The sequence below is a fragment of the Cellulomonas sp. NPDC057328 genome (assembly GCF_042667215.1).
Classification (GTDB): Bacteria; Actinomycetota; Actinomycetes; order Actinomycetales; family Cellulomonadaceae; genus Cellulomonas.
On the sequence record NZ_JBHUZW010000043.1, the window covers coordinates 1 to 20089 of the forward strand.

17 protein-coding genes are annotated in these 20089 nt (G+C 76.0%); 6 read left to right on the forward strand and 11 right to left on the reverse strand.

Annotated elements, in window-relative coordinates; translation table 11 throughout:
• Positions 1-93: 93 nt before the first annotated feature.
• Positions 94-222, forward strand: coding sequence for a hypothetical protein (locus tag ACFUMH_RS09765; RefSeq protein WP_378204035.1), 129 nt, complete (start codon positions 94-96; stop codon positions 220-222).
• Between the two features lie 25 nt (positions 223-247).
• Here ACFUMH_RS09765 and sigJ read toward each other — a convergent pair whose 3' ends face one another.
• The 3 genes from sigJ to ACFUMH_RS09780 form a co-directional block, all read right to left on the reverse strand.
• Entirely contained in the window at positions 248-1192 is a 945-nt protein-coding gene (sigJ, locus tag ACFUMH_RS09770; RefSeq protein ID WP_378204038.1) for an RNA polymerase sigma factor SigJ, read from the reverse strand.
• 79 nt (positions 1193-1271) lie between these two features.
• A complete protein-coding gene (locus ACFUMH_RS09775; protein WP_378204041.1) occupies positions 1272-2039 on the reverse strand; it encodes a DUF1345 domain-containing protein in 768 nt (255 codons plus the stop codon).
• Positions 2040-2127: 88 nt separating this feature from the next.
• Positions 2128-3789, reverse strand: a complete 1662-nt coding sequence (locus tag ACFUMH_RS09780; RefSeq protein WP_378204044.1) for an alpha/beta hydrolase — start codon at positions 3787-3789, stop codon at positions 2128-2130.
• Positions 3790-4005: 216 nt separating this feature from the next.
• On the opposite strand from ACFUMH_RS09780, the gene ACFUMH_RS09785 reads away from it, so the two are divergent.
• From ACFUMH_RS09785 to ACFUMH_RS09800, 4 genes are all read left to right on the forward strand, one after another.
• On the forward strand, positions 4006-5331 hold the full coding sequence (locus tag ACFUMH_RS09785) for an ABC transporter substrate-binding protein (protein ID WP_378204047.1): 1326 nt from the start codon (positions 4006-4008) through the stop codon (positions 5329-5331).
• Positions 5332-5335: 4 nt separating this feature from the next.
• Positions 5336-6304, forward strand: coding sequence for a carbohydrate ABC transporter permease (locus tag ACFUMH_RS09790; protein WP_378204050.1), 969 nt, complete (start codon positions 5336-5338; stop codon positions 6302-6304).
• On the forward strand, positions 6297-7136 hold the full coding sequence (locus ACFUMH_RS09795; RefSeq protein ID WP_378204053.1) for a carbohydrate ABC transporter permease: 840 nt from the start codon (positions 6297-6299) through the stop codon (positions 7134-7136). The genes ACFUMH_RS09790 and ACFUMH_RS09795 overlap by 8 nt, the downstream gene beginning before the upstream one ends.
• A gap of 126 nt (positions 7137-7262) precedes the next feature.
• Positions 7263-8744, forward strand: coding sequence for a gluconokinase (locus ACFUMH_RS09800; RefSeq protein WP_378204055.1), 1482 nt, complete (start codon positions 7263-7265; stop codon positions 8742-8744).
• A 172-nt stretch (positions 8745-8916) separates the two neighbouring features.
• On the opposite strand, the gene ACFUMH_RS09805 is transcribed toward ACFUMH_RS09800, so the two are convergent.
• Both ACFUMH_RS09805 and ACFUMH_RS09810 read right to left on the reverse strand, forming a co-directional pair.
• Entirely contained in the window at positions 8917-9114 is a 198-nt protein-coding gene (locus ACFUMH_RS09805; RefSeq protein ID WP_378204058.1) for a hypothetical protein, read from the reverse strand.
• Positions 9115-9272: 158 nt separating this feature from the next.
• Positions 9273-10115, reverse strand: coding sequence for an SMP-30/gluconolactonase/LRE family protein (locus tag ACFUMH_RS09810; RefSeq protein WP_378204061.1), 843 nt, complete (start codon positions 10113-10115; stop codon positions 9273-9275).
• Between the two features lie 115 nt (positions 10116-10230).
• On the opposite strand from ACFUMH_RS09810, the gene ACFUMH_RS09815 reads away from it, so the two are divergent.
• The gene (locus tag ACFUMH_RS09815; RefSeq protein WP_378204064.1) at positions 10231-11877 is read left to right on the forward strand and encodes an ABC-F family ATP-binding cassette domain-containing protein; all 1647 of its coding nucleotides are present in this window, start codon (positions 10231-10233) and stop codon (positions 11875-11877) included.
• Between the two features lie 132 nt (positions 11878-12009).
• Here the strand turns inward: ACFUMH_RS09815 and ACFUMH_RS09820 are convergent, their stop codons facing one another.
• The 6 genes from ACFUMH_RS09820 to ACFUMH_RS09845 form a co-directional block, all read right to left on the reverse strand.
• Entirely contained in the window at positions 12010-13557 is a 1548-nt protein-coding gene (locus ACFUMH_RS09820) for a cellulose binding domain-containing protein (RefSeq protein WP_378204067.1), read from the reverse strand.
• A 102-nt stretch (positions 13558-13659) separates the two neighbouring features.
• Positions 13660-14316, reverse strand: coding sequence for a response regulator (locus tag ACFUMH_RS09825; RefSeq protein WP_378204070.1), 657 nt, complete (start codon positions 14314-14316; stop codon positions 13660-13662).
• A complete protein-coding gene (locus ACFUMH_RS09830) occupies positions 14313-15566 on the reverse strand; it encodes a sensor histidine kinase (protein ID WP_378204073.1) in 1254 nt (417 codons plus the stop codon). Before ACFUMH_RS09830 ends, ACFUMH_RS09825 begins: the two co-directional genes overlap by 4 nt.
• A 43-nt stretch (positions 15567-15609) precedes the next feature.
• Positions 15610-17706: a serine hydrolase domain-containing protein gene (locus tag ACFUMH_RS09835; RefSeq protein WP_378204075.1), complete on the reverse strand. Its 2097-nt coding sequence runs from the start codon at positions 17704-17706 to the stop codon at positions 15610-15612.
• A 184-nt stretch (positions 17707-17890) separates the two neighbouring features.
• A complete protein-coding gene (locus ACFUMH_RS09840; RefSeq protein ID WP_378204078.1) occupies positions 17891-18565 on the reverse strand; it encodes a response regulator in 675 nt (224 codons plus the stop codon).
• Positions 18562-20001, reverse strand: coding sequence for a histidine kinase (locus ACFUMH_RS09845; RefSeq protein ID WP_378204081.1), 1440 nt, complete (start codon positions 19999-20001; stop codon positions 18562-18564). Before ACFUMH_RS09845 ends, ACFUMH_RS09840 begins: the two co-directional genes overlap by 4 nt.
• Between the last annotated feature and the right edge of the window lie 88 nt (positions 20002-20089).

Here is a 20089-nt window from a genome sequence, read left to right on the forward strand (position 1 = left end):
CCGCCGGGGTGCGCCCCGGCGGCCCCCCCCCCCCCGCGGGTGGCCCCCGCCCCCCTGGGCGCCGGGGGGGGCCCGCCGCCGGCCGACGCCGGCGTGGTCGAGCTCGCCCACCTCGTCGCGCTGGAGAACCAGCGGTCGCGGCTCAACCACGCCCTCGGCATCCCGGCGCAGGGCTTCACCGACGCGGACGTCTGCGCGCTGCCCGGAGTGACCGCGCGCTGACGCGTGGCGGCGCGGCGGGCGCGGGTCAGGCGTCCGCCGCGCCGAGGGGGGTGAGCTTGTCCGGGTTGCGGACGACGTCGACGGCGTGGACGAGGCCGTCGTGGCCGACGCGGGGCACGACGACCGTCACGCCGGCCTCCGTCCGGCTGCCGGGCCAGGGGATCACCCGCACGACGACGCCGACCTCGCCGTTCACGAGCGCCGTCCGCGCCTCGACGTCCGCGTCCGTCGCGAACCGTTGCAGCCCGACGAGGAACCGGGCGACCTTGTCGACGCCCAGGACGGGACGCAGCGCCGCGTTGACGCGCCCGCCGCCGTCGGAGGTCAGGACGACCCCCGGGGCGAGCGCGCTGACGACGCCTGCCAGGTCGCCCGCGAGCACGGCGCGCAGGAACGGCTCGACGACCGCGCGCTGCCGTGCCGGGGGGAGGGCCGGTGGCGGCGCACCGTCGCGCACCGTGCGGCGCGCGCGCGACGCGAGCTGGCGCGCGTTGGCGTCGCTCGTCGCGAGCACGCTCGCGACCTGGTCGAACGGCACGTCGAAGACGTCGTGCAGCACGAACGCCACCCGCTGCTCGGGCGTCAGCCGCTCGAGGACGACGAGCAGCGCGAGCCGCAGCGACTCGTCGACCTCGACCGTCTCCTCCGGTCCGGGCGTGGTGCTGACGAGCGGCTCCGGCAGCCACGGGCCCACGTACCGCTCACGCTGCGCCCGCACGACGCGCAGCCGGTCCAGGCACAGCCGCGACGTCACGGTGGTCAGCCACGCGGCCAGGTTCGCGATCCCCGCCCGGTCCTGGCGGGCGAGCCGCAACCACGCCTCCTGCACGACGTCCTCGGCGTCGTGCACGCTCCCGAGCATCCGGTACGCGAGCCCGACCAGGCGTGCCCGCTCGCCCGCGAACTCGGCGGCCGGGTCGGCGCCGACGTCGCCGCGGGGCACGTCCGTCCGGTCCTCGTCGTCCGTCATGGCACCACCCTCCCGTCCCGCGACACCGACGTGCGGCCCGTGCCGGACGTGACACGCCGCGCGTCGCGCCCGTCGACCGTCACCCGGCGAGCGCGGCGATCGACGCGACCGAGATCGCGACGATCACCGCGTTGAACACGAAGGCGGCGAGCGCCTGGCCGGTGACGGTGCGACGGAGCGCGCTGCTCGTCACCTCGACGTCCGTCGTGCCGAACGTCGTGCCGACGGACACGGCCACGTACAGGTAGTCGGTGAAGACGCGCGGCCCGTCGCCGGGGAACCGCATCCCGCCGTCGGCCACGTCCCGGCGCAGGTAGTCGACGGCGTAGGTGAGCACCATCGTGGCCCACGCCGTCACGATGAGCAGGAGGCAGATCGCCACGAGCAGCGCCGGCGGCAGCGCGCTGGGGAGGTCGCCGGCCTGCGGCAGCACGACGACGGCTGCGGCCATCGCCCCCGCGCCGACGCTCAGCGCGGCCCCGGCCCCCGGCTCGGCGACGAGCAGCCAGCGGTGCACCAGCCCGCGGCGCGGCATGGCGGCGGCCGCGCGGGTCACCGCGGTCGCAGGGGCGGGCAGGTAGACGGCCAGCGTCAGCGCCACGTACAGCAGCTGGTAGGCGCCGAGGACGACCAGCACGCTGTCGACGACGGTCCAGGGCCGGCCGTCGTCGTCCCGCAGCCCGAGGACGAGCACGATCGCGACGGCCCCGGCGAGGTACGAGCGGGCGCTCTCGGGGAGGAAGCGGTCGCGCCAGCCGCGGGGTCCGGCGGCCCGGCGCCACACGGTACGGGGCCACGCCCACCGGCCTGCCACCTGCCGGGGGCGTCCACCTCGGTCGCGTCGCACGGCAGGACCCTAGCCGCGCGGCCGACCACGGTCGGCAGCGCCCCTCACCGGCCGGCGGCGGCAGGCGGCAGGAGGCGCCCCGCCCGCGTCACCAGAGCGGCAGACCCGGCGGGACGTCGGGACGCGGGGCGACGCGGGCCGTCGGCGCCGTCGCGAACGGCGTCGAGTCCGGTGCGCACGCCGAGCCGTCGGCCGGCGGCACGCCCGTCACGAAGTACGTCGCGATGTGCTCGTCGACGCACACGCTCTTGCCGATCGTGGTGTGGCCCCAGCCCTCGAGCGTCAGCAGGTGCCCGGCGGGGAACAGGTCGCGGTACGGCTCGGTCTGCCGGTACGGCGTCGCGGGGTCGAAGCGGGTGCCGACCACCAGCACGGGGGCGGTCGTCGTCTGCTGCCACGGACCGGTGAAGGCGTCGGCGTCCTGCACGGCCCACGCCTCGCAGGGCAGGCCCACCCAGCCGCGGTACCGCCCGAAGTACGGCGCCTGCGCCTCGTGCTCGTCGACGAGCCGCGGGTACCGGTCGACGCGCCCGTTCGACGCCGTGTCGACGCACAGGCTCGCCAGCGCGCCGCCGTAGGGGGACGGGTACTCCTCGCCGCGCAGCCGGGCGCCGAGCACCGACCGGGTGCCCGTGGCGGCCGACGCGACGGCGGCCGGGTCGGGGGACGGCGCGGCGAGCGCCGCGAGCAGCGCCGCGAGGTCGGGCCAGCCGGCCGGGGAGTACAGCGCCTGGTACGTCACGGCGACGGCGACCTGCTGCGTCACGAGCAGCGTCGTGCCGTCGGGCAGCGGCACCTCGACGGGCTGCGTCGCGAGCCGCTCGAACGTCGCGTAGGCGACCGCGGCGGGGTCGCCGAGCGCGGCCAGCGGGCACGCCTCCGGCCCGGCCTCGGCGCACAGCCGGGCGAACTCGCGGAACGTCTCGTCCGTCCCGAGGCCCTGCCGGATGCGGATGCCGAGCGGCACGGACGGTGCGGCGTCGCCCGTGCCGGTGCCCGTCCACGCCACCGGGTCGACGGTCCCGTCGAGCAGGAACCGCCCGACCCGGTCGGGGAACAGGCGCGCGTACGTGGCGCCGAGGAACGTGCCGTAGCTGTAGCCGGCGTAGTGCAGCCGCTCGTCGCCGACCGCCTGGCGCAGCAGGTCCATGTCGCGGGCCACGTTCGCGGTCGACGCGGTCGCGAACCGCACGGGCGACGTGACCTGGCAGCGGGCGGCGAGCTCGATGCCCTCGAGCGTGTGCCGCACCTCCTCGCGCAGGGTGATCGGGTAGGGCTGCGCGAGCAGCGGGGACGCGGCCTCCTCGGCGGCCGTGCGGAAGCACGTGGCGGGGTCGGAGCCCGCGACGGCGCGCGGGTCGAAGCCGAGCACGTCGTAGCGGGCCAGCACGTCCGCCGGGTAGATCGCCTGCGCGCCCTCCTGCACGAACTGCACGCCGCTGCCGCCGGGCCCGCCCGGGTTGGTGAACAGCGTGCCGATGCGCTCGGCCGGGTCGCCGCTCGCCGGCAGGAGCGTGAGCGCGATCGTCGTCGTGGCGCCGTGCGGGCGGTCGTGGTCGCGCGGGACCTCGGCGGTCGCGCACAGGAACGCCTCGAACCCCTCGCCGCACGGCTGCCAGTCGAGCACCGGGACGGGCGCGGTCGCGGCGGCCGGTACCGGCGCCGCGGCGGCGGGCGGCAGCGCGAGCGCCGTCGTGAGGAGGGTGGCGGCCAGGAGCGCGAGCCCCCCGGTCCGGCGCGCGGCGGTCATGGCGGCTCCCGGTCGTCGGCGGTCGGTACGTCCACCATGCCGACCGCACGGGCGCCTGCCAACCCCCTCACGCCGCATCGGTCAGTCACAGATGAGACGTCCCATCTTTGACCAATGTCACAAATGCATCACGACTCGTTCCCATTCGGGCTATCCGGGCGAATACTGGCGCCGCGAACGACCCGGTGAGGCAGTGCACTCGACAAGGGAGTCCCCGTGAACCGTCGCAACCTCGCAGTCCTGTCCCTGGTCCCGGCCCTCCTCGTGGCCACGGCGTGCTCCGGCGGCGGGGGTGACGGGGGCGGGTCGGGCGAGTCCGGCGGCGGCGACGTCACGCTCACCTACTGGGCGAGCAACCAGGGGACGAGCCTCGACAACGACCGCGAGGTGCTCACCCCGGTGCTCGAGGACTTCACCGAGCAGACCGGGATCGCGGTCGACCTCGAGGTCATCGGCTGGAGCGACCTGCAGACGCGCATCCAGACGGCCGTGACGTCCGGGCAGGCGCCCGACGTGGTCAACATCGGCAACACCTGGGCGGTGTCGCTGCAGGCCACGGGCGCGTTCCTGCCGTTCGACGACGCCGCGATGGAGACGATCGGCGGCGCGGACAAGTTCGTCGAGACGGCCCTCGAGACGGGCGGCGCGGAGGGCACCGACCCGACGTCCGTGCCCCTGTACGGCCTGGCGTACGGGCTGTACTACAACCGCGCGATGTTCGAGCAGGCGGGGCTGCAGCCGCCGACGACGTGGGAGGAGATGGTGTCCGCCGCGCAGGCGCTCACCGACCCCGACGCCGGCGTGTACGGCATGGCGCTCGCCGCCGGCAGCTACACCGAGAACAACCACTTCGCGTTCATCAACGCCACGCAGAACGGCGCCGAGCTGTTCGACGACGACGGCAACCCGACGTTCACCGAGGACGGCGTGGTCGACGGCATCGTCCGCTACCTCGACCTCATGCAGAGCGACGACGTGGTCAACCCGTCCAACGCGCAGTACGACAACGCGAGCCTCGCCGTCGCCGACTTCGCGACCGGCAAGGCCGCGATGATCCTCAACCAGAACAACGCGAACGCCACCATCGAGGCCAACGGCATGTCGCCCGACCAGTACGGCGTCGTGCCGTTCCCCGCGCCGGCGGACGCGCCGAGCGACGTCGCCAGCCACGTCGCCGGCATCAACATGTCGGTGTTCGCCAACACCGAGCACCCCGACGAGGCGCTGCAGCTCGTCGCGCACATGACGAGCCAGGAGGTGCAGACCACGCTCGGCAAGCCGTTCTCGTCGCTGCCGGTGCTCAAGGACGCCGAGGCGGTCTTCACCGAGGACGCCGAGCAGGCCGAGATCTTCACGCAGATCTACAACGAGCGGTCCGCCCCGCTGCCGCTCGTGCCGGCCGAGGACCAGTTCGAGACGACCGTCGGCCAGGCCATGAACCGCATGTTCGCGACCGTCGCGACGGGCGGCACCGTCACCGCCGACGACGTCCGGGAGGCCATGCAGGCCGCCCAGGACCAGGTGCAGGCGTCGGTCGGCTAGGCGCATGGCGACGACGACGTCCCCCGCCCCGCCACGCCCGACGACCCGCAGCCCGGAGCCCCGCCGGCGGCGGCGGGCCGGGTGGTGGCTGCCGTTCGCGCTGGTCGCGCCGGCGGTGCTGCTCGAGCTGCTGATCCACCTCGTGCCGATGCTCACGGGGATCTGGGTGAGCTTCACGCAGCTCACCCGGTTCTTCATCCGCAACTGGACCGAGGCACCCTTCGTCGGGCTGCGCAACTACCAGGTCGCGCTCGACTTCGACGGGGCGGTCGGGCGCGGGCTGCTCAGCTCGTTCCTCATCACCTGCGCGTACACGGTGATCGTCGTCGGCGTCTCGTGGGCGCTCGGCATGGCGGCGGCCGTCGCGCTGCAGCGGCGGTTCCGCGGGCGCGCGTTCTTCCGCACGCTGTTCCTCGTGCCGTACGCGCTGCCCGTGTACGCGGGCATCGTCACGTGGAACTTCATGCTGCAGCGCGACACGGGCGTCATCAACCACCTGCTCGTCGAGGACCTCGGCGTGCTCGACGAGCGGCCGTTCTGGCTCATCGGCGGGCGGGCGTTCGTGTCGATCCTCGTCGTGGCGGTGTGGCGCCTGTGGCCGTTCGCCTTCCTCATGCTGACCGCGGGGCTGCAGTCCGTGCCGGACGACATCTACGAGGCGGCCGCGATGGACGGTGCGCACGCGTTCCGGTCCTGGTGGTCGATCACGCTGCCGATGCTGCGGCCGGTCAACACCGTGCTGGTGCTCGTCATGTTCCTGTGGGTGTTCAACGACTTCAACACCCCGTACGTGCTGTTCGGCACGTCGCAGCCACCCGCGGGCGACCTCATCTCGTTCCACATCTACAACGCCTCGTTCCTCACGTGGAACTTCGGCGCCGGCGCCGCGATGTCGGTGCTGCTGCTGCTGTTCCTGCTGCTCGTGACCGGGGTGTACCTGCTGCTGGTGAACCGGAGGTCGCGCCGTGCATGACACCCGTGCGTTCCAGGTGTTCCGCGCCGTCGTGGTCACGGTCCTCGCCGTCGTGACGCTGCTGCCGCTCTACGTCATGGCGACGTCGTCGCTGAAGCCGCTGCAGGACGTGCGCGGCGCGTTCTCGTGGTGGCCGACGAACCTCACGCTGCAGCCGTTCGTCGACATGTGGACGACCGTGCCCCTGGCCCGGTACTTCCTCAACAGCCTCGTCGTGTCGTCGGCGGCGACGATCGCGAGCCTCGTCATCGCGATCTTCGCCTCGTACGCCGTGTCGCGGTACCGGTTCCGCGGCCGGACGCTCTTCACGACCACCGTGCTCTCGACGCAGATGTTCCCCGGCGTGCTGTTCCTGCTGCCGCTGTTCATCATCTTCGTCAACCTCGAGCAGGGCACGGGCGTGCAGCTCGTCGGCACGCGCATCGGGCTGATCATCACCTACCTGACGTTCTCGCTGCCGTTCTCCATCTGGATGCTGTCGGGCTACCTCGACAACATCCCGCAGGAGCTCGACGAGGCCGCGCGCGTCGACGGGTGCTCGCCGATCGGCGCGCTGCTGCGCGTGGTGCTGCCCGCCGCGCGCCCGGGCGTCATCGCCGTCGCCATCTACGCGTTCATGACGGCGTGGGGCGAGGTGCTGTTCGCGTCCGTCATGACGACGGAGGAGAACCGCACGCTGGCGGTCGGCATCCGGCAGTACTCGACGCAGACCAACGTGTACTGGAACGAGATCATGGCGGCCTCGCTCGTGGTGAGCGTGCCCGTCGTCATCGGGTTCCTGCTGCTGCAGCGGCACTTCGTCGCCGGGCTGACCGCGGGTGCGGTGAAGTGAGCGCACGCGGGACGGCCGCGGGCGGGACGACCGCCGGGTGACGGGTGCGCCGGGCCGCCCGCGCGCGGCCCGGCGCGCCCGTCGCTAGGGTCGGGACGACCTGGCACCGGCGGCGATGAGGTGGCGATGCACCGGACCTCCGACGACGTCGCGCTCGAGGCGGCGCTCGACCCGCTGGTCGTCGCGCTGGACGTCGGGTCGACCGCGACGCGCGGCGGCGTGCACGACGCCGCCGGGCGTCCCGTGCGCGGGCTGCAGCACAAGGTGCCGCACGCGTTCACGGTCGCGCCGGACGGCACGTCCGTGATCGACCCGGACCAGGTCGTCGACGAGATCGGGCGCGTCCTCGACGCCGTCACCGCCGACCGGGCCCTGGGCACGCGCGTCGCCGGCGTCGCGCTCGACACGTTCGCCGCGTCGCTGGTCGCCGTCGACGCGGGCGGGCGGGCGCTCACGCCGTGCCTCACGTACGCCGACTCGCGGTGCGCCGGGGCGGTCGCCACGCTGCGGGACGAGCTCGACGAGGCGGCCGTGCAGCAGCGCACCGGCACCCGCGTCCACACCAGCTACCACGCGCCGCGGCTGCGCTGGCTCGCCGCGGCCGAGCCCCGCGTCGTCGCCGCGACGGCCGGCTGGTGGTCGCTGGGGGAGTACGCGCTGCACCGGCTCGTCGGCGTCGCGCTCGCGGGCACGTCGACCGTCGCGTGGACCGGGCTGCTCGACCGCCGCACCGGCGCGCTCGACCCCGAGCTGCTCGCCGCCGCCGACGTCGACCCCGGGCACTTCTCGCCGCCGCGGGACATGACCGAGCCGCTGCCGGCGGCCGCCCCCACGCGCTGGCCGGCGCTCGCGCGCGCCGTCTGGTTCCCGGTCGTCACCGACGGGTACGCGAGCAACGCCGGCGCCGGCGCGACCGACCCGACGGTCGCCGCCGCGTCCACCGCCACGAGCGGCGCCCTGCGCGTCCTCCTCGACGGCCCCGCCGACCCGCTGCCGTTCGGGCTGTGGAACTACCGCGTCGCCGCCGGTCGGACGCTCCTCGGCGGGGCGATCAACGACGTCGGCCGCGCGGTGAGCTGGGCGCAGGCCACGCTGCGCCTCGGGGACGACCCCGACGCCGTCCTCACCGCGCCGCCCACCGACGCGACCCCGCTGGTGCTGCCGTACCTCACCGGCGAGCGCGCCCCCGGCTGGGTCGGCGACGCGCGCGCCGTGCTGACCGGCGTCACCGCCGCCACCGACGCCGACGCGCTGTTCCGCGGGGTCGTCGAGGGCGTCGCCGTGACGTACGCGCGCGTCGCCGACGAGCTCGCACCGGCGGCACCGCAGGTCGTCGAGGTCGCCGCGTCCGGCCGAGTCACCAACGACCGGCCCGCGTGGCTCCAGGTGCTCGCCGACGTCCTCGCCCGCCCGGTGACGCACGTGACCCGCAAGCGCGCGACCCAGCGGGGCACGGCGCTGCTCGCCCTCGACGTCCTCGCGCCCGACGTGCCGCGCGCACCGCGGGCCACCGGCGCGACGTACGAGCCGCGCGCCGCCCACGCGGACCACTACGCCGAGCGCCGCGCGCAGTTCGCGCAGGTCTACGACACGCTGCTGCGCGACTGACGCCCGACGCCTGACGTCTGACGACGGGGAGCGGGCCGGACCGGTCGCACGTGCAGCGTCGTGGTCACCGACGGTCCGCAACGCTTCACCGGTCGGCCGAGCGGGGTGTGCAGCGGTGGTCGCGCGTGGCGCGACGAACGCTGCACGCCTCGTGGTGGGCGCAGGCGGACGGTCAGCGGGTCGGGGCGGGTGCGGCGTCCGTCGACGTCCAGCCCCAGGCCTCGAGCGGGGACTGGCCGGCGACGACGCGCAGCGCGGCGGTCGGCACGCGGACGGCGGCCGGTGCCGGGCGGGCGACGCCGAGCGCGATCGCGAGCGAGCGGTCCCCGGCGTGCCGGACGACGGAGGGGGCGGCGGTGGTCGTGCTCATGGCGGTCCTTCGGGGCGTGCGCGGCGCGGGGCGGCTGCTCCCGTCCCCGTCGCATCGGGCGGCGCCGGCGCGGGGTTGAGTGCCCCGCGCCGATCGGCCCGGTGCCGTGGGACACAGCACCCAGGCTCCCCGTCCGAGACCTCCGGACCCCGGCGGCGTCAGCCGGCGAAGGGGAGGACCGGCTTGCCCGGCACCTCGACGCGCACGCGGAACAGCGCGCCGGCCTCCGGCTCCGGGTCGTCGAGGTTCTCGCGCGACGTGGACACGTACAGGTCGCGCAGGTCCGGGCCGCCGAGCGTGCACGCCGTCACGAGGCGGGCCGGCAGCTCGACCTCGGCCAGCGTCTCGCCGGCGGGCGACACCCACCGCACGCGGCCGTCGCCGTTGAGCGCGACCCACACGTTGCCGGCCGAGTCGACGGTGAGCCCGTCGGGGCTCTCGTCCTGGCCGGAGACGAACGGACGGCGGCCCGTCAGGCGCCCGTCGACGACGTCGAACACGTCGGTGCGTCCCGTCGACGTGTCGTCGTAGTAGGCCAGCGTGCCGTCGGGGGAGAAGTCGATGCCGTTGGAGATCGTGACGTCGTCGAGGACGACCTCGACGTCGAGGTCGGGGGTGATCCGGTAGAGGTGCGCGCCGCCCGGCGTGACGTCGTACGGCATGGACCCGGCGTACAGGGCGCCGCTGGGGTCGCACCCGCCCTCGTTCATGCGCACGCCCGGGTCGGACCACAGCTCGGGCAGCGGCGTCGGCACCGCGTCCGGCCCGTCCGCCAGCCCGATGCCGCGCTGCAGGCCGACGACGTACCCGCCGCGCGTGCGCGGCCGCACGAACGCCGCGACGTCACCGACGTGCAGCCGGTCGACCGTGCCGTCGTCGCGCAGCGTCAGCAGGTCGCCCGCCAGCAGGTCGACCCAGCGCAGGCCGCCCCACGTCGGTGACCAGCACGGACCCTCGCCGTGGTAGGCGACGGCGTCGGTGACCTGCTCGGCTCGCAGCACGGCGCTCCTCAATGCTCGGTGGGGTTCCGAGCCTCGCCCGCCGGGCGCGCGTCCGCAACGCCGGGCCCGGAGCCCGCGTCGCCGGAGGTGGCTCCGCACCCGGCAGGATGGGCCCATGAGTGCGACCGTCCAGGCCCGTGGGGTCGCCGCCGGCTTCGGCGACCGTCAGCTGTTCGCCGGCCTCGACCTGGTCGTCGCGCCGGGGGACGTGATCGGGCTCGTCGGGCCCAACGGCGCCGGCAAGACGACGCTGCTGCGCATCCTCGCCGGGCGTCGCGCCCCCGAGTCGGGCGCCGTCACGCTGTCGCCGCCGACCGCGCAGGTCGGGTACCTCGTCCAGGAGGTCGAGCGGCACGACGGCGAGACGGTGCGCGCGTTCCTCGAGCGCCGGACGGGCGTGCTCGACGCGCAGGCGGAGATGGACGCGGCGTCGCACGCGCTCGCGGACGGCGCCCCCGGCGCAGACGACCGGTTCGCGCAGGCCCTCGAGCGGTGGATGGCGCTGGGCGGCGCGGACCTCGACGCGCGGCTGGGCGTGGTCGCGGACGACCTCGGCCTCGCGGTGGACCTCGACCTGCCGATGACGGCGCTGTCCGGCGGGCAGGCCGCGCGCGTCGGGCTGGCGGCGCTGCTGCTGTCCCGGTTCGACCTCTACCTGCTCGACGAGCCGACCAACGACCTCGACGCCGACGGCCTCGACCGGCTGGAGGAGTTCGTCGCGCGGGCGCAGGCGCCGGTGGTCGTCGTCAGCCACGACCGCGAGTTCCTGGCGCGCACCGTCACCACCGTCGTCGAGATCGACCGCAGCCTGCAGCGCGTCGCCACGTACGGCGGCTCGTACGACGCCTACCTGGAGGAGCGCTCGACGGCCCGCCGCCAGGCGCGCGAGGCGTACGAGGAGTACGCGGCGCGGCGCGAGGCCCTGCAGGCACGGGCCCGCACGCAGCGCGCGTGGATGGAGAAGGGCGTGCGCAACGCCCGGCGCAAGGCCACCGACAACGACAAGAACGTCCGGCACCACCGCGGCGAGACGTCGGAGAAGCAGGCGTCGAAGGCCCGGCAGAGCGACCGCATGCTGGAGCGGCTCGAGGTCGTGGAGGAGCCGCGCAAGGAGTGGCAGCTGCGCATGAGCATCGCGACGGCGCCGCGGTCGGGGGCCGTCGTGGCGACCGCGCGGGGCGCGGTCGTGCGGCGCGGCGCGTTCGTGCTGGGGCCGGTGGACGTGCAGCTGGACTGGCAGGACCGGGTGGCCGTCACCGGGCCGAACGGCGCCGGCAAGTCGACGCTGCTCGCGCTGCTGCTGGGACGGGTGGCGCCCGACGAGGGCGCCGCGGCGCTGGGCCCGGGCGTGCTCGTCGGCGAGGTCGACCAGGCGCGCGCGGCGTTCGAGGGCGACGCCCCCGTCGGCGAGGCGTTCGCGCGGCAGGTGCCGGACTGGACGACCGCCGACGTGCGCACGCTGCTCGCGAAGTTCGGGCTCGCCGGGCACCAGGTGGGGCGGTCGGCGTCGTCGCTGTCGCCCGGCGAGCGGACCCGGGCCGCGCTGGCGCTGCTGCAGGCGCGCGGCGTGAACCTGCTCGTGCTCGACGAGCCGACGAACCACCTCGACCTGCCCGCCATCGAGCAGCTCGAGCAGGCGCTGGAGTCGTTCGACGGCACGGTGCTGCTGGTCACGCACGACCGGCGGATGCTCGACACCGTGCGGCTGACGCGGCGCTGGCACGTCGAGGACGGGCGCGTGACCGAGGTCGCGCCGGACTGACGCGGCGGCGCCGCGGTCGTCCCCGGGCGGCCGTCGACCCGGGACTTCCGCAGCGATGCAGGGCGCCATCGCTGCAGAAACCCCGGGTCGAGGGTCGGGATCCGGCCGGGTCCGGGGTCGGGGGGCAGGGGGTCAGGCGGTCGTGCAGCTCACCGGGCCGGTGGGCGGCGTGCCCGAGCCGAGGAAGCCGAGCGACGTCGTGCCGCCGGAGCGGAGCGTGCCGTTCCACGCGGCGTTCGTGACCGTGACCTGGTCCCCGGAGGTCGCGAACGCGCCCGACCACCCCTGCGTCACGGTGCCGCCCGCCGCCAGCGCGAACCGCACGCTCCACCCGCTCACGGGCCGGCCGCCGGCGGTGACGTCGACCGTCGCCTGGTAGCCGCCGGGCCAGCGCGCGCCGACGGTGAGGGTCGCCGTGCACGCCGGGTCGCCGGGCGTCTGCGACGGCGTCGGGCCGGACGTGGGCACCGGCGACCCGGTGGGCCCCGTCCGCGACGGGGAGGGCGTCGGCCGCGGCGTCGGCAGCGGGTCGCGGCTCAGCGGCAGCTCGGGGCGCGTCTCGATGCCGTCGACGCGCAGCAGCGACGTCACGAGCTGGGTCAGCCACCCGGAGACGCGCGCGTGGTCGTCCAGCGACGGGTGCCAGTGGCACCCGGTGAGCTCGAGGCTCCCGTACTCCCAGGCGATCACGCGGTCGTCCCCGGCGGCGAGGGACGCGGCGGCGATCTCCACGGTCGCGGCGCGGACCTCCGGGGCGTTGTCGGGCGCCGAGAGGACGACGAACGTGTCCGGGCCGTACCGCGCGCGCAGGTCGGCGACGAACGCGGTGTACGCGGCGCGGAACTCGGTGCGCAGGCTCTCCTCGGTCCACGGCTCGCCCGCGGCCACCGGGGTGGAGAAGTCGTTGATGCCGAGGCCGACGACGACGACCTGCGGGTGCCAGTCCGCGGGCCGCTGCCACGCGTCGCCCGCGACGGCGAGCAGCGCGCGGTCCGCGTACGTGCGAAAGCTCGTGCCCGCGTCGGTGCCCGCGTAGTTGCGCACCATGCCGCGGCCGGAGAACGCGTTCACGTGGTAGTCGGCCCCGACGGCGCGGGCGGTCAGCGCGGCGAACGAGCGGTCCGCGTTCGTGGTGCGCTGCACCTCGGCGTCCGTGCACTCGCGCGTGGTCGACTCGTTGCCGTAGCCGGCGGTGTAGGAGTCGCCGTGGAACTCCAGCTGCACGGCGCGCGGCTCGCGGGCGGGGAGCACCGCGCCGGCGGCGTCGGGCACGAACCCGCGGAACGTGCTCGTCGCCCAGGGGGTCTCGTTGCGCTTGACCACGCGGATCGTCTGCTCGCGGTCGTAGAAGAAGCCGAGGACCCAGTGGGTGCCGCTGCCCGGCTGCACCCACGTGTCGACCAGGATGTCGTTGACGAACACGTCGTAGTCCGCGCCGCCGCCGTCGAGCACGACGCCGACGCGGGGCCCGCGGAACCGGCCCTCGACGACGACGCCCGGCCAGCTGAACGCGAGGCCGTCCCCGGTCGGCGCGACGCGCCCCGACGTGTGCACGGACAGCACCGGCGCCGCGTCGTCCGCGGCGGCCGCGGACGGGGCCGCGGCGCCGGTTAGCACCAGCGAGGCGGTCGCGGCGAGCGCGGTCAGGGCCTGGGCCGTCGTCGGCCGGGCGTGTCGCACGGGGTCTCCTCTCGCAGGGGCGCACAGCGCGCCCCTGCGTGTTCGTACCCGTGCCGGCGTCGCCGCCACCAGGACCGAAGCGCTTCACATCCCGCCGCGGCGTCAGGCCGTCCCCGCGACGCCCGTCCGGTACGCCCACACCACCGTCTGCAGGCGGTCGCGCGTGCCCAGCTTCGTCATCGCCCGGCCCAGGTGCGACTTCACGGTCGACGGCTCCACGTACAGGGCCGCGGCGATCTCGGCGTTCGACATGCCCTCGGCGAGCAGCCGGACGATGTCGCGCTCGCGGGGCGTGAGGACACCGGCGGCGTCGTCCGGGTCCGGCGCGGGCCGCCGCCGGGCGAACTCCGCGATGACGCGGCGCGTGACGGTCTGGTCGACCATCCCCTCGCCGCGGGCGAGGCGCCGGATCGCGTCGGCGAGGTCCGCCGGGTCGGTGTCCTTGAGGACGAACCCGCTCGCGCCCGCCTCGAGGGCGCCGAACACGTAGTCGTCGAGGTCGAACGTCGTCACGACGAGGACGGCCGGCAGGTCGCCGTCCCGCTCCGCGACGATGCGGCGCGTGGCGGCGAGCCCGTCGCCGCCGGGCATGCGCACGTCCATGCAGACGACGTCCGGGCGGGTGCGGCGCACGACCTCCACGGCCTCCGGCCCGCTCGCCGCCTCGCCGACGACCTCGAGGTCGCCGACGTCCTCCAGCAGCACGCGGAAGCCCGCGCGGACCACCGCCTGGTCGTCCACGAGCACGACCCGGATCATCTGCGTCCTCCCTCGTCGTCGGCCACGGGGACCCGCAGCCGCACCCGCCACCCGCCATCGGGCGTGCCGCCCGTCTCGAGGACCCCGCCCACCAGCGCCGCGCGCTCGCGCATCACCGCCAGGCCCGTCCCGCCGTGGTCGCCCCGCGCCGGTGAGGCCGCCCGCGCCGCCGGCCCGTTGACGACCTCGAGCAGCACCCCGGCCGGCTCGTGCGTCACCGTGAGCCGCACCGGCCCGCCGGGTGCGTGCTGGCGGGCGTTCGTCAGCGCCTGCTGCGCCACCCGGTACACCGACACGTCCGTGAGCGGCGGCAGCGCCACGGGGTCGCCGGCCCGGGTCAGCGTCACGTCGTCGCCGAGGTCGCGCGCCGTGCGGACCAGGTCGTCGAGCGCGTCGACGCCGGGCACGGGGGCGAGCGCGTCGCCCTCGTCGCGGCGGAGCAGGCCCACGACCTGGCGGAGGTTGTCGAGCGTCTCGCGCCCCTGGTCGCGCAGCCACGCCGCACCGGCGCGCGCCGCGTCCGGGTCGCGCCCGACCAGCTTCTCGACCGCCGCGGCCTGCACGACCATGCCCGACAGGTGGTGCGCCGCGACGTCGTGCAGCTCGCGCGCCAGCCGCGCCCGCTCGTCGGCGACGGCCGCGCGGACGCGTGCGTCCCGCTCCCGCTCGAGCTGCGCGGCGCGCTCCTGGACGAGCCGCAGGTGGTCCCGCCGCGTCGCCAGGTAGACACCGACGAGCACCGCCCCGCCCCACACGAGCACGGCCGAGCCGGCGTGCTGCACGACCGCGTCCGCCCCGGCCCCCCGGGCGACCGCGACGGCCGCGCCGGCGCCGGCCTCGACGGCCGCGACCGCCCACGCCGCACGCAGGGCGCGACCGGCGGGCAGCACGGTGCCGAGCGTCGCCGCCGCGACGAACCCGGCGAGCGTGCGCACCGACATGTCCGGGGCCAGCGCGACCAGCGCCACCTGCGTCGCCACGACGACCGCGACGCACGCGGCCGGGCGCACGCGCCGCAGCGCCAGCGCGAGCGACTGCACCGCCACGAGCAGCAGCACCCACCTCTCCACCGCGCGCGCCGGGGCGTCCTCGGGCGGCGCGAGCGCGGTCGTCCCCACGGTCAGCAGGACCATGGCCACGGCCGTCACGACGCCGAGCAGCGCGTCACGGGCGAACGGGCTGCGCACCCCGAGGGGCGGCAGGCGCGCGGCCCACCACCCCTCGGTCCCCGTGCCCCGGGCGGTCTCCATGGCGGTCATCCTCCCGTGCCCCGGTCGTCGGTCCGTGCGCCGGTCAGTACGAGATGTCCGGCGAGACGAGGTTGAGCGCGTTCGACGCGACGTTCACCGCGGCGAACGCCGCCAGCACGACGGCCGCCGCGCCGACCCGCCACCAGCCGGTGCGGGCGCGGGCCTCCGCGACGACCCGCCACACGGCGGCCACCAGGCCGGCCGTCGCGAGGACGGTCAGCGCCTGGGCGCCGCGGATCAGCAGCGTGGGCACGTCCTGCAGGCCCAGGACGCCGACCAGCACGTACGCCCACAGGGCCACGGCCAGCACGGCCGCGACGGCGCCGAGCCGGGTGAGCAGGCGGGGCAGGCGCACGCGGGACTCGGGTGCGGGTGCCGGTGCCGGTGCCGTTGCCGGGACGGCGGGGGAGCCCGCACCGGTCGCCGCGCCCGTGGCCGCCGCACGGCGCGCACGCACGCGCCGCACGACCGCGCCGACCGGCCACGCCAGGACCGTGAGCAGCAGCACCGCCGCGCCGCCGAGCAGCAGCGGCACGGTCGCCGCACGCCACGGGCTCACGGGCACGAGGGACATCGCGGAGTCGTGGCCGAGCAGCTCGACGCGACCGGCGTCGTCGGTGCGGACCGTGAGCCGGCGGTGGCCGTCGACCTCCTGGTACACCCACGGCTGGACCTCCTCGAACACGGTGGGGCGCAGCGTCCCGAGGCCGGACCCGAACCGCACGCGGTCGCCGTCGACGACCTCCGCGGTGATCGGCTGCAGCGGCCCCGCGGCAGTGAGGAAGGTCGAGTGGAAACCGCGCGTGCTCTCGTACGCGCCGGCCAGCGCCTGCGCGTGCGCGGCGCGCGTCGCGTCGTCGACGGTGGTGGCCGGCGCGCCGTCGGCGGGGAAGTACCGGTCCGCGAAGCCGGCGAGCAGGTCGTCGCGCAGCAGGTACGCGGCGCCGTCGGTGCCGGTGCTGCTCAGCGACAGGTACAGCCCCGTGCCGTCGTCCGGCCACAGCTGCAGGTGCGAGTGGAACACGTTGGTGTCGCCGCCGTGGCCGACGACGCGGTGCCCGTGGCGGGACTCGTCGAACCAGCCGAGGCCCATGCGCTCGCCCTGCGCGAGCGCGCCGAGCGTGGTCGCGTCGAGGGCCGGGCGCTGCATGAGGTCGCGCGTCGCGGCGGGCAGGACCTCCGCGTCGCCCGCCGGCCGGCCGAGGTGCGCGAGCATGAACCGCGCCATGTCCGTCGCGGTCGCGCTGAACGCGCCGGCCGGCGGCTGGCCGACCATCTCGAACGGCAGGGGCGCGTCGTCCGCCGTCGGGTAGCCGAGGGCCACGTCGGCCGCGAGGTCGTCGGGGAGCGGCTGCGCGAACGACGAGGACGTCATGCCCGCCGGCTCCAGCACGTGCTCGTCGACGTACTCGGCGAACGGCTGACCGCTCACCGCCTCGACGACGTACCCCGCGAGCGCGTTCCCGAAGTTCGAGTAGGCCGGGACCGTGCCGGGCTCGTAGACCTGCGCCGGCGGTGCCTCGACGAGGCTGCGCCGCAGGTCGGGCGGGGTGTCGCCGGACCCGATCAGCCCGGCGACGCGCTCCTCGAAGCCGGCGGTGTGCGTGAGCAGGTGGCGCAGGGTCACCGGGTGCGGCAGGTCCAGGTCGAGGTCGGTGTACTGCTCGACGTCCGTGTCGAGGTCGACGTCGCCCGCCGCGACGAGCTGCATGACGGCCGTCGCGGTGAGCATCTTCGACACCGAGCCGACGCGGAACAGGGTGCGCTCCGGGTCGACGGGCGTGTCCGCCGCGACGTCGGCGACGCCGAACCCGCGCGTGGTGACGACCTCGCCGTCGTGCACGACGGCGACCGTCGCGCCCGCGATCCGGCCCTCCTCGAGGGCCTCCGGGACGGTGCCGTCGAGCCACGCGTCGACGTCCTCGCGGGTCAGCCCGGCGGTCGACGCCGGCTGCTGCGGCGGGGGACCGGGCGGCTCGGGCGCGGCGGCGCACGCGCCGAGCGTGGCGAGCGCGGCGGCACCGACGAGCGCGAGCGCCGTGCGGCGGACCGTGCGCCGGCGGCGCGGGACGGGGTGGGACGACGAGGCGGACGACGTGGGCGACGACGGGGCTGACGACGTGGGCGACGACATGGGCATGGTGACGACCTCCGGCCGCCGCGAGTGCCCGGTGCTGCTCCGGGCGGCGCCTCGCGGCCTGCGTCCATGCTGGTCAACGCAGTACCGCCGCCGCTTCGGGCGGGACGGGGAACCTCGCTTGCGACCTCCGGGGGAGGCGCGCGGCCGCGTCCTCGTCCTCCCGGCGCAGGGGCGCGTCCGTGCGTCAGGCGCCGGCCGCGCGCACCAGGCCCGTCTCGTACGCGACGACCACGGCCTGGACGCGGTCCCGCACACCCAGCTTCGCGAGGACGCGTCCGACGTGCGTCTTGACCGTCGCCTCCGACAGGAACAGCGCGGTCGCGATCTCCGCGTTGGAGAGCCCCTCGGCGACGTGCTCCAGCACCTCGACCTCGCGCGGCGTGAGCTCGGCGAGGCGCGGGTGCGGCGCGGCGGGATCGGGCGCCTCGCCGGACTCCGGCAGCCGCGGCGCGAACAGCTCGAGCATGCGTCGGGTGATGCGCGCGGAGACCACGGCGTCGCCCGACGCGACGGTCCGCACGGCGGTGACGAGGTCCGCCGGGCGGGCGTCCTTGAGCATGAAGCCGCTGGCGCCGGCACGCAGCGCCGCGAACGCGTACTCGTCCAGGTCGAACGTGGTGAGGATGAGCACGCGCGTGCCCGGGTGCGCGGCGACGACGCGCCGGGTGGCCTCGATGCCGTCCATGCCGGGCATGCGGATGTCCATGAGGACGACGTCCGGCCGCAGCGCCGCGACCTGGTCGACGGCCGTCGCGCCGTCGCCGGCCTCGCCGACGACGTCGAACCCGCCGCTCTCCAGCACGAGGCGGAAGCCCACCCGCACCAGCGCCTGGTCGTCCACCAGCAGGACCGTCGTCATGCGTCTCCCTCGTGCCACGGCAGCAGCGCGCGCACGCGCCACCCCTCACCGTACGGACCGGCCTCGACGGTGCCGCCGAAGACCGCGGCCCGCTCGGACATCCCGACGACCCCGCGCTGCCCGCCGGGGCTGGGCGTGGTGGCCGCGCTGCCGCCCGCGTCGGTGACGACGACCTCGACGGCGTCGGCGCGCCGGCGGACGTCGACGTGGACGTCCGTGGTGCCGGGCGCGTGCCGGAGCGTGTTCGTCAGCGACTCCTGGACGATCCGGTAGACGGCGAGCTGGACCGCCGGGTCGAGGCCCTCGAGCCCCGTCACCGCGAGGCCCGACGTGCGCACGGGCAGCCCGGCGGTGCGCGCCCGGTCGACGAGCCGCGTCATGTCGAGGCTGCCGGGCTGCGGCTCGAGCGGCGCGCCGGTGCCCTGTCCGGTGCCCTGACCGGTGCCCTGTCCGGGGCCCTGACCGGTGCCCTGTCCGGTGCCGGGGGCGCGGTCGTCCGTGTCGTCGTCGTGCAGCACGCCGAGGATGCGGCGCATGTCGCCGAGCGCGGCGCGCCCGGTGTCGACGAGCTCGTCGAGCGCCGCCCGCGCCCGGTCGGGCGCGAAGTCGAACGCGGCCGACGCGCCGCCGCCCAGCGCGACCATGACGGAGATGCTGTGGGCGACGACGTCGTGCATCTCGCGCGCGATCTGCGCGCGCTCGGACGCCTGCGCGAGCCGGGTGCGCTGCGCCTGCTCCTCGGCGCGGGCGCGGGCCGCCTCGGCGAGCGCGGCGACTCGCTGGCGCCGCGCGTGCACGAGCGCGCCCGCCGCCACCGCGACGAGCGTGAGCACCAGCACCGGGCCGGCGGTCACGTACCAGGAGGGGCTCGTGAGGAAGCCGGTAGGGCCGGTGCCCGTGACGCGCGCGAACGCGTCCGCGTCGGCGCGGTCGACGCCGAGCATCTTCGCGGCCACCGTGAGCGGCAGCGGGAACGCCCACGCCGCCACGAGCAGCGCCAGCACGCCGCCCACGGCGGTCGCCCACACCGCGCGCGTGCGGCCCGTCACCGCTACGGCGTACAGCGCGAGCGCGAGGCCGAGCTCGAACCCGTTCGTCGCGCCGGTCAGCCCGAGCGACGCGACCCCGAGCCCGGCCATGGCGGCGGCGACCGCCACCGGGCGCCGGCGCCGCCAGAGGAGCGCGACCGCCCCCGCGAGCGTCAGGACGAACGACGCGAGCTGCATGACCAGCACGCGCTGCGGGTCGACGACCTCGTGCAGCCAGAACATCGAGTCGGCGCCGAGGCCGAGCAGCAGGGCCCAGCCGGTGAACGCCACGACCACGAGGGCGTCGACCACGCGGTCGACGCGGCCGCGGTGGCGGGCGAGGAACCCCCGGGCACCGGCGGGCGTCGCCGGCGTCGGGCCGTCGTCCACCACGGGCGCGTCGCTCACGTCGCCTCCCCGCCCATCCGTGCATCCTCCCAGCCCGGCCGCCACGGGCACGTCCGGCGCGGCCGGCAGCGCGCGCGGCGACGGTGCG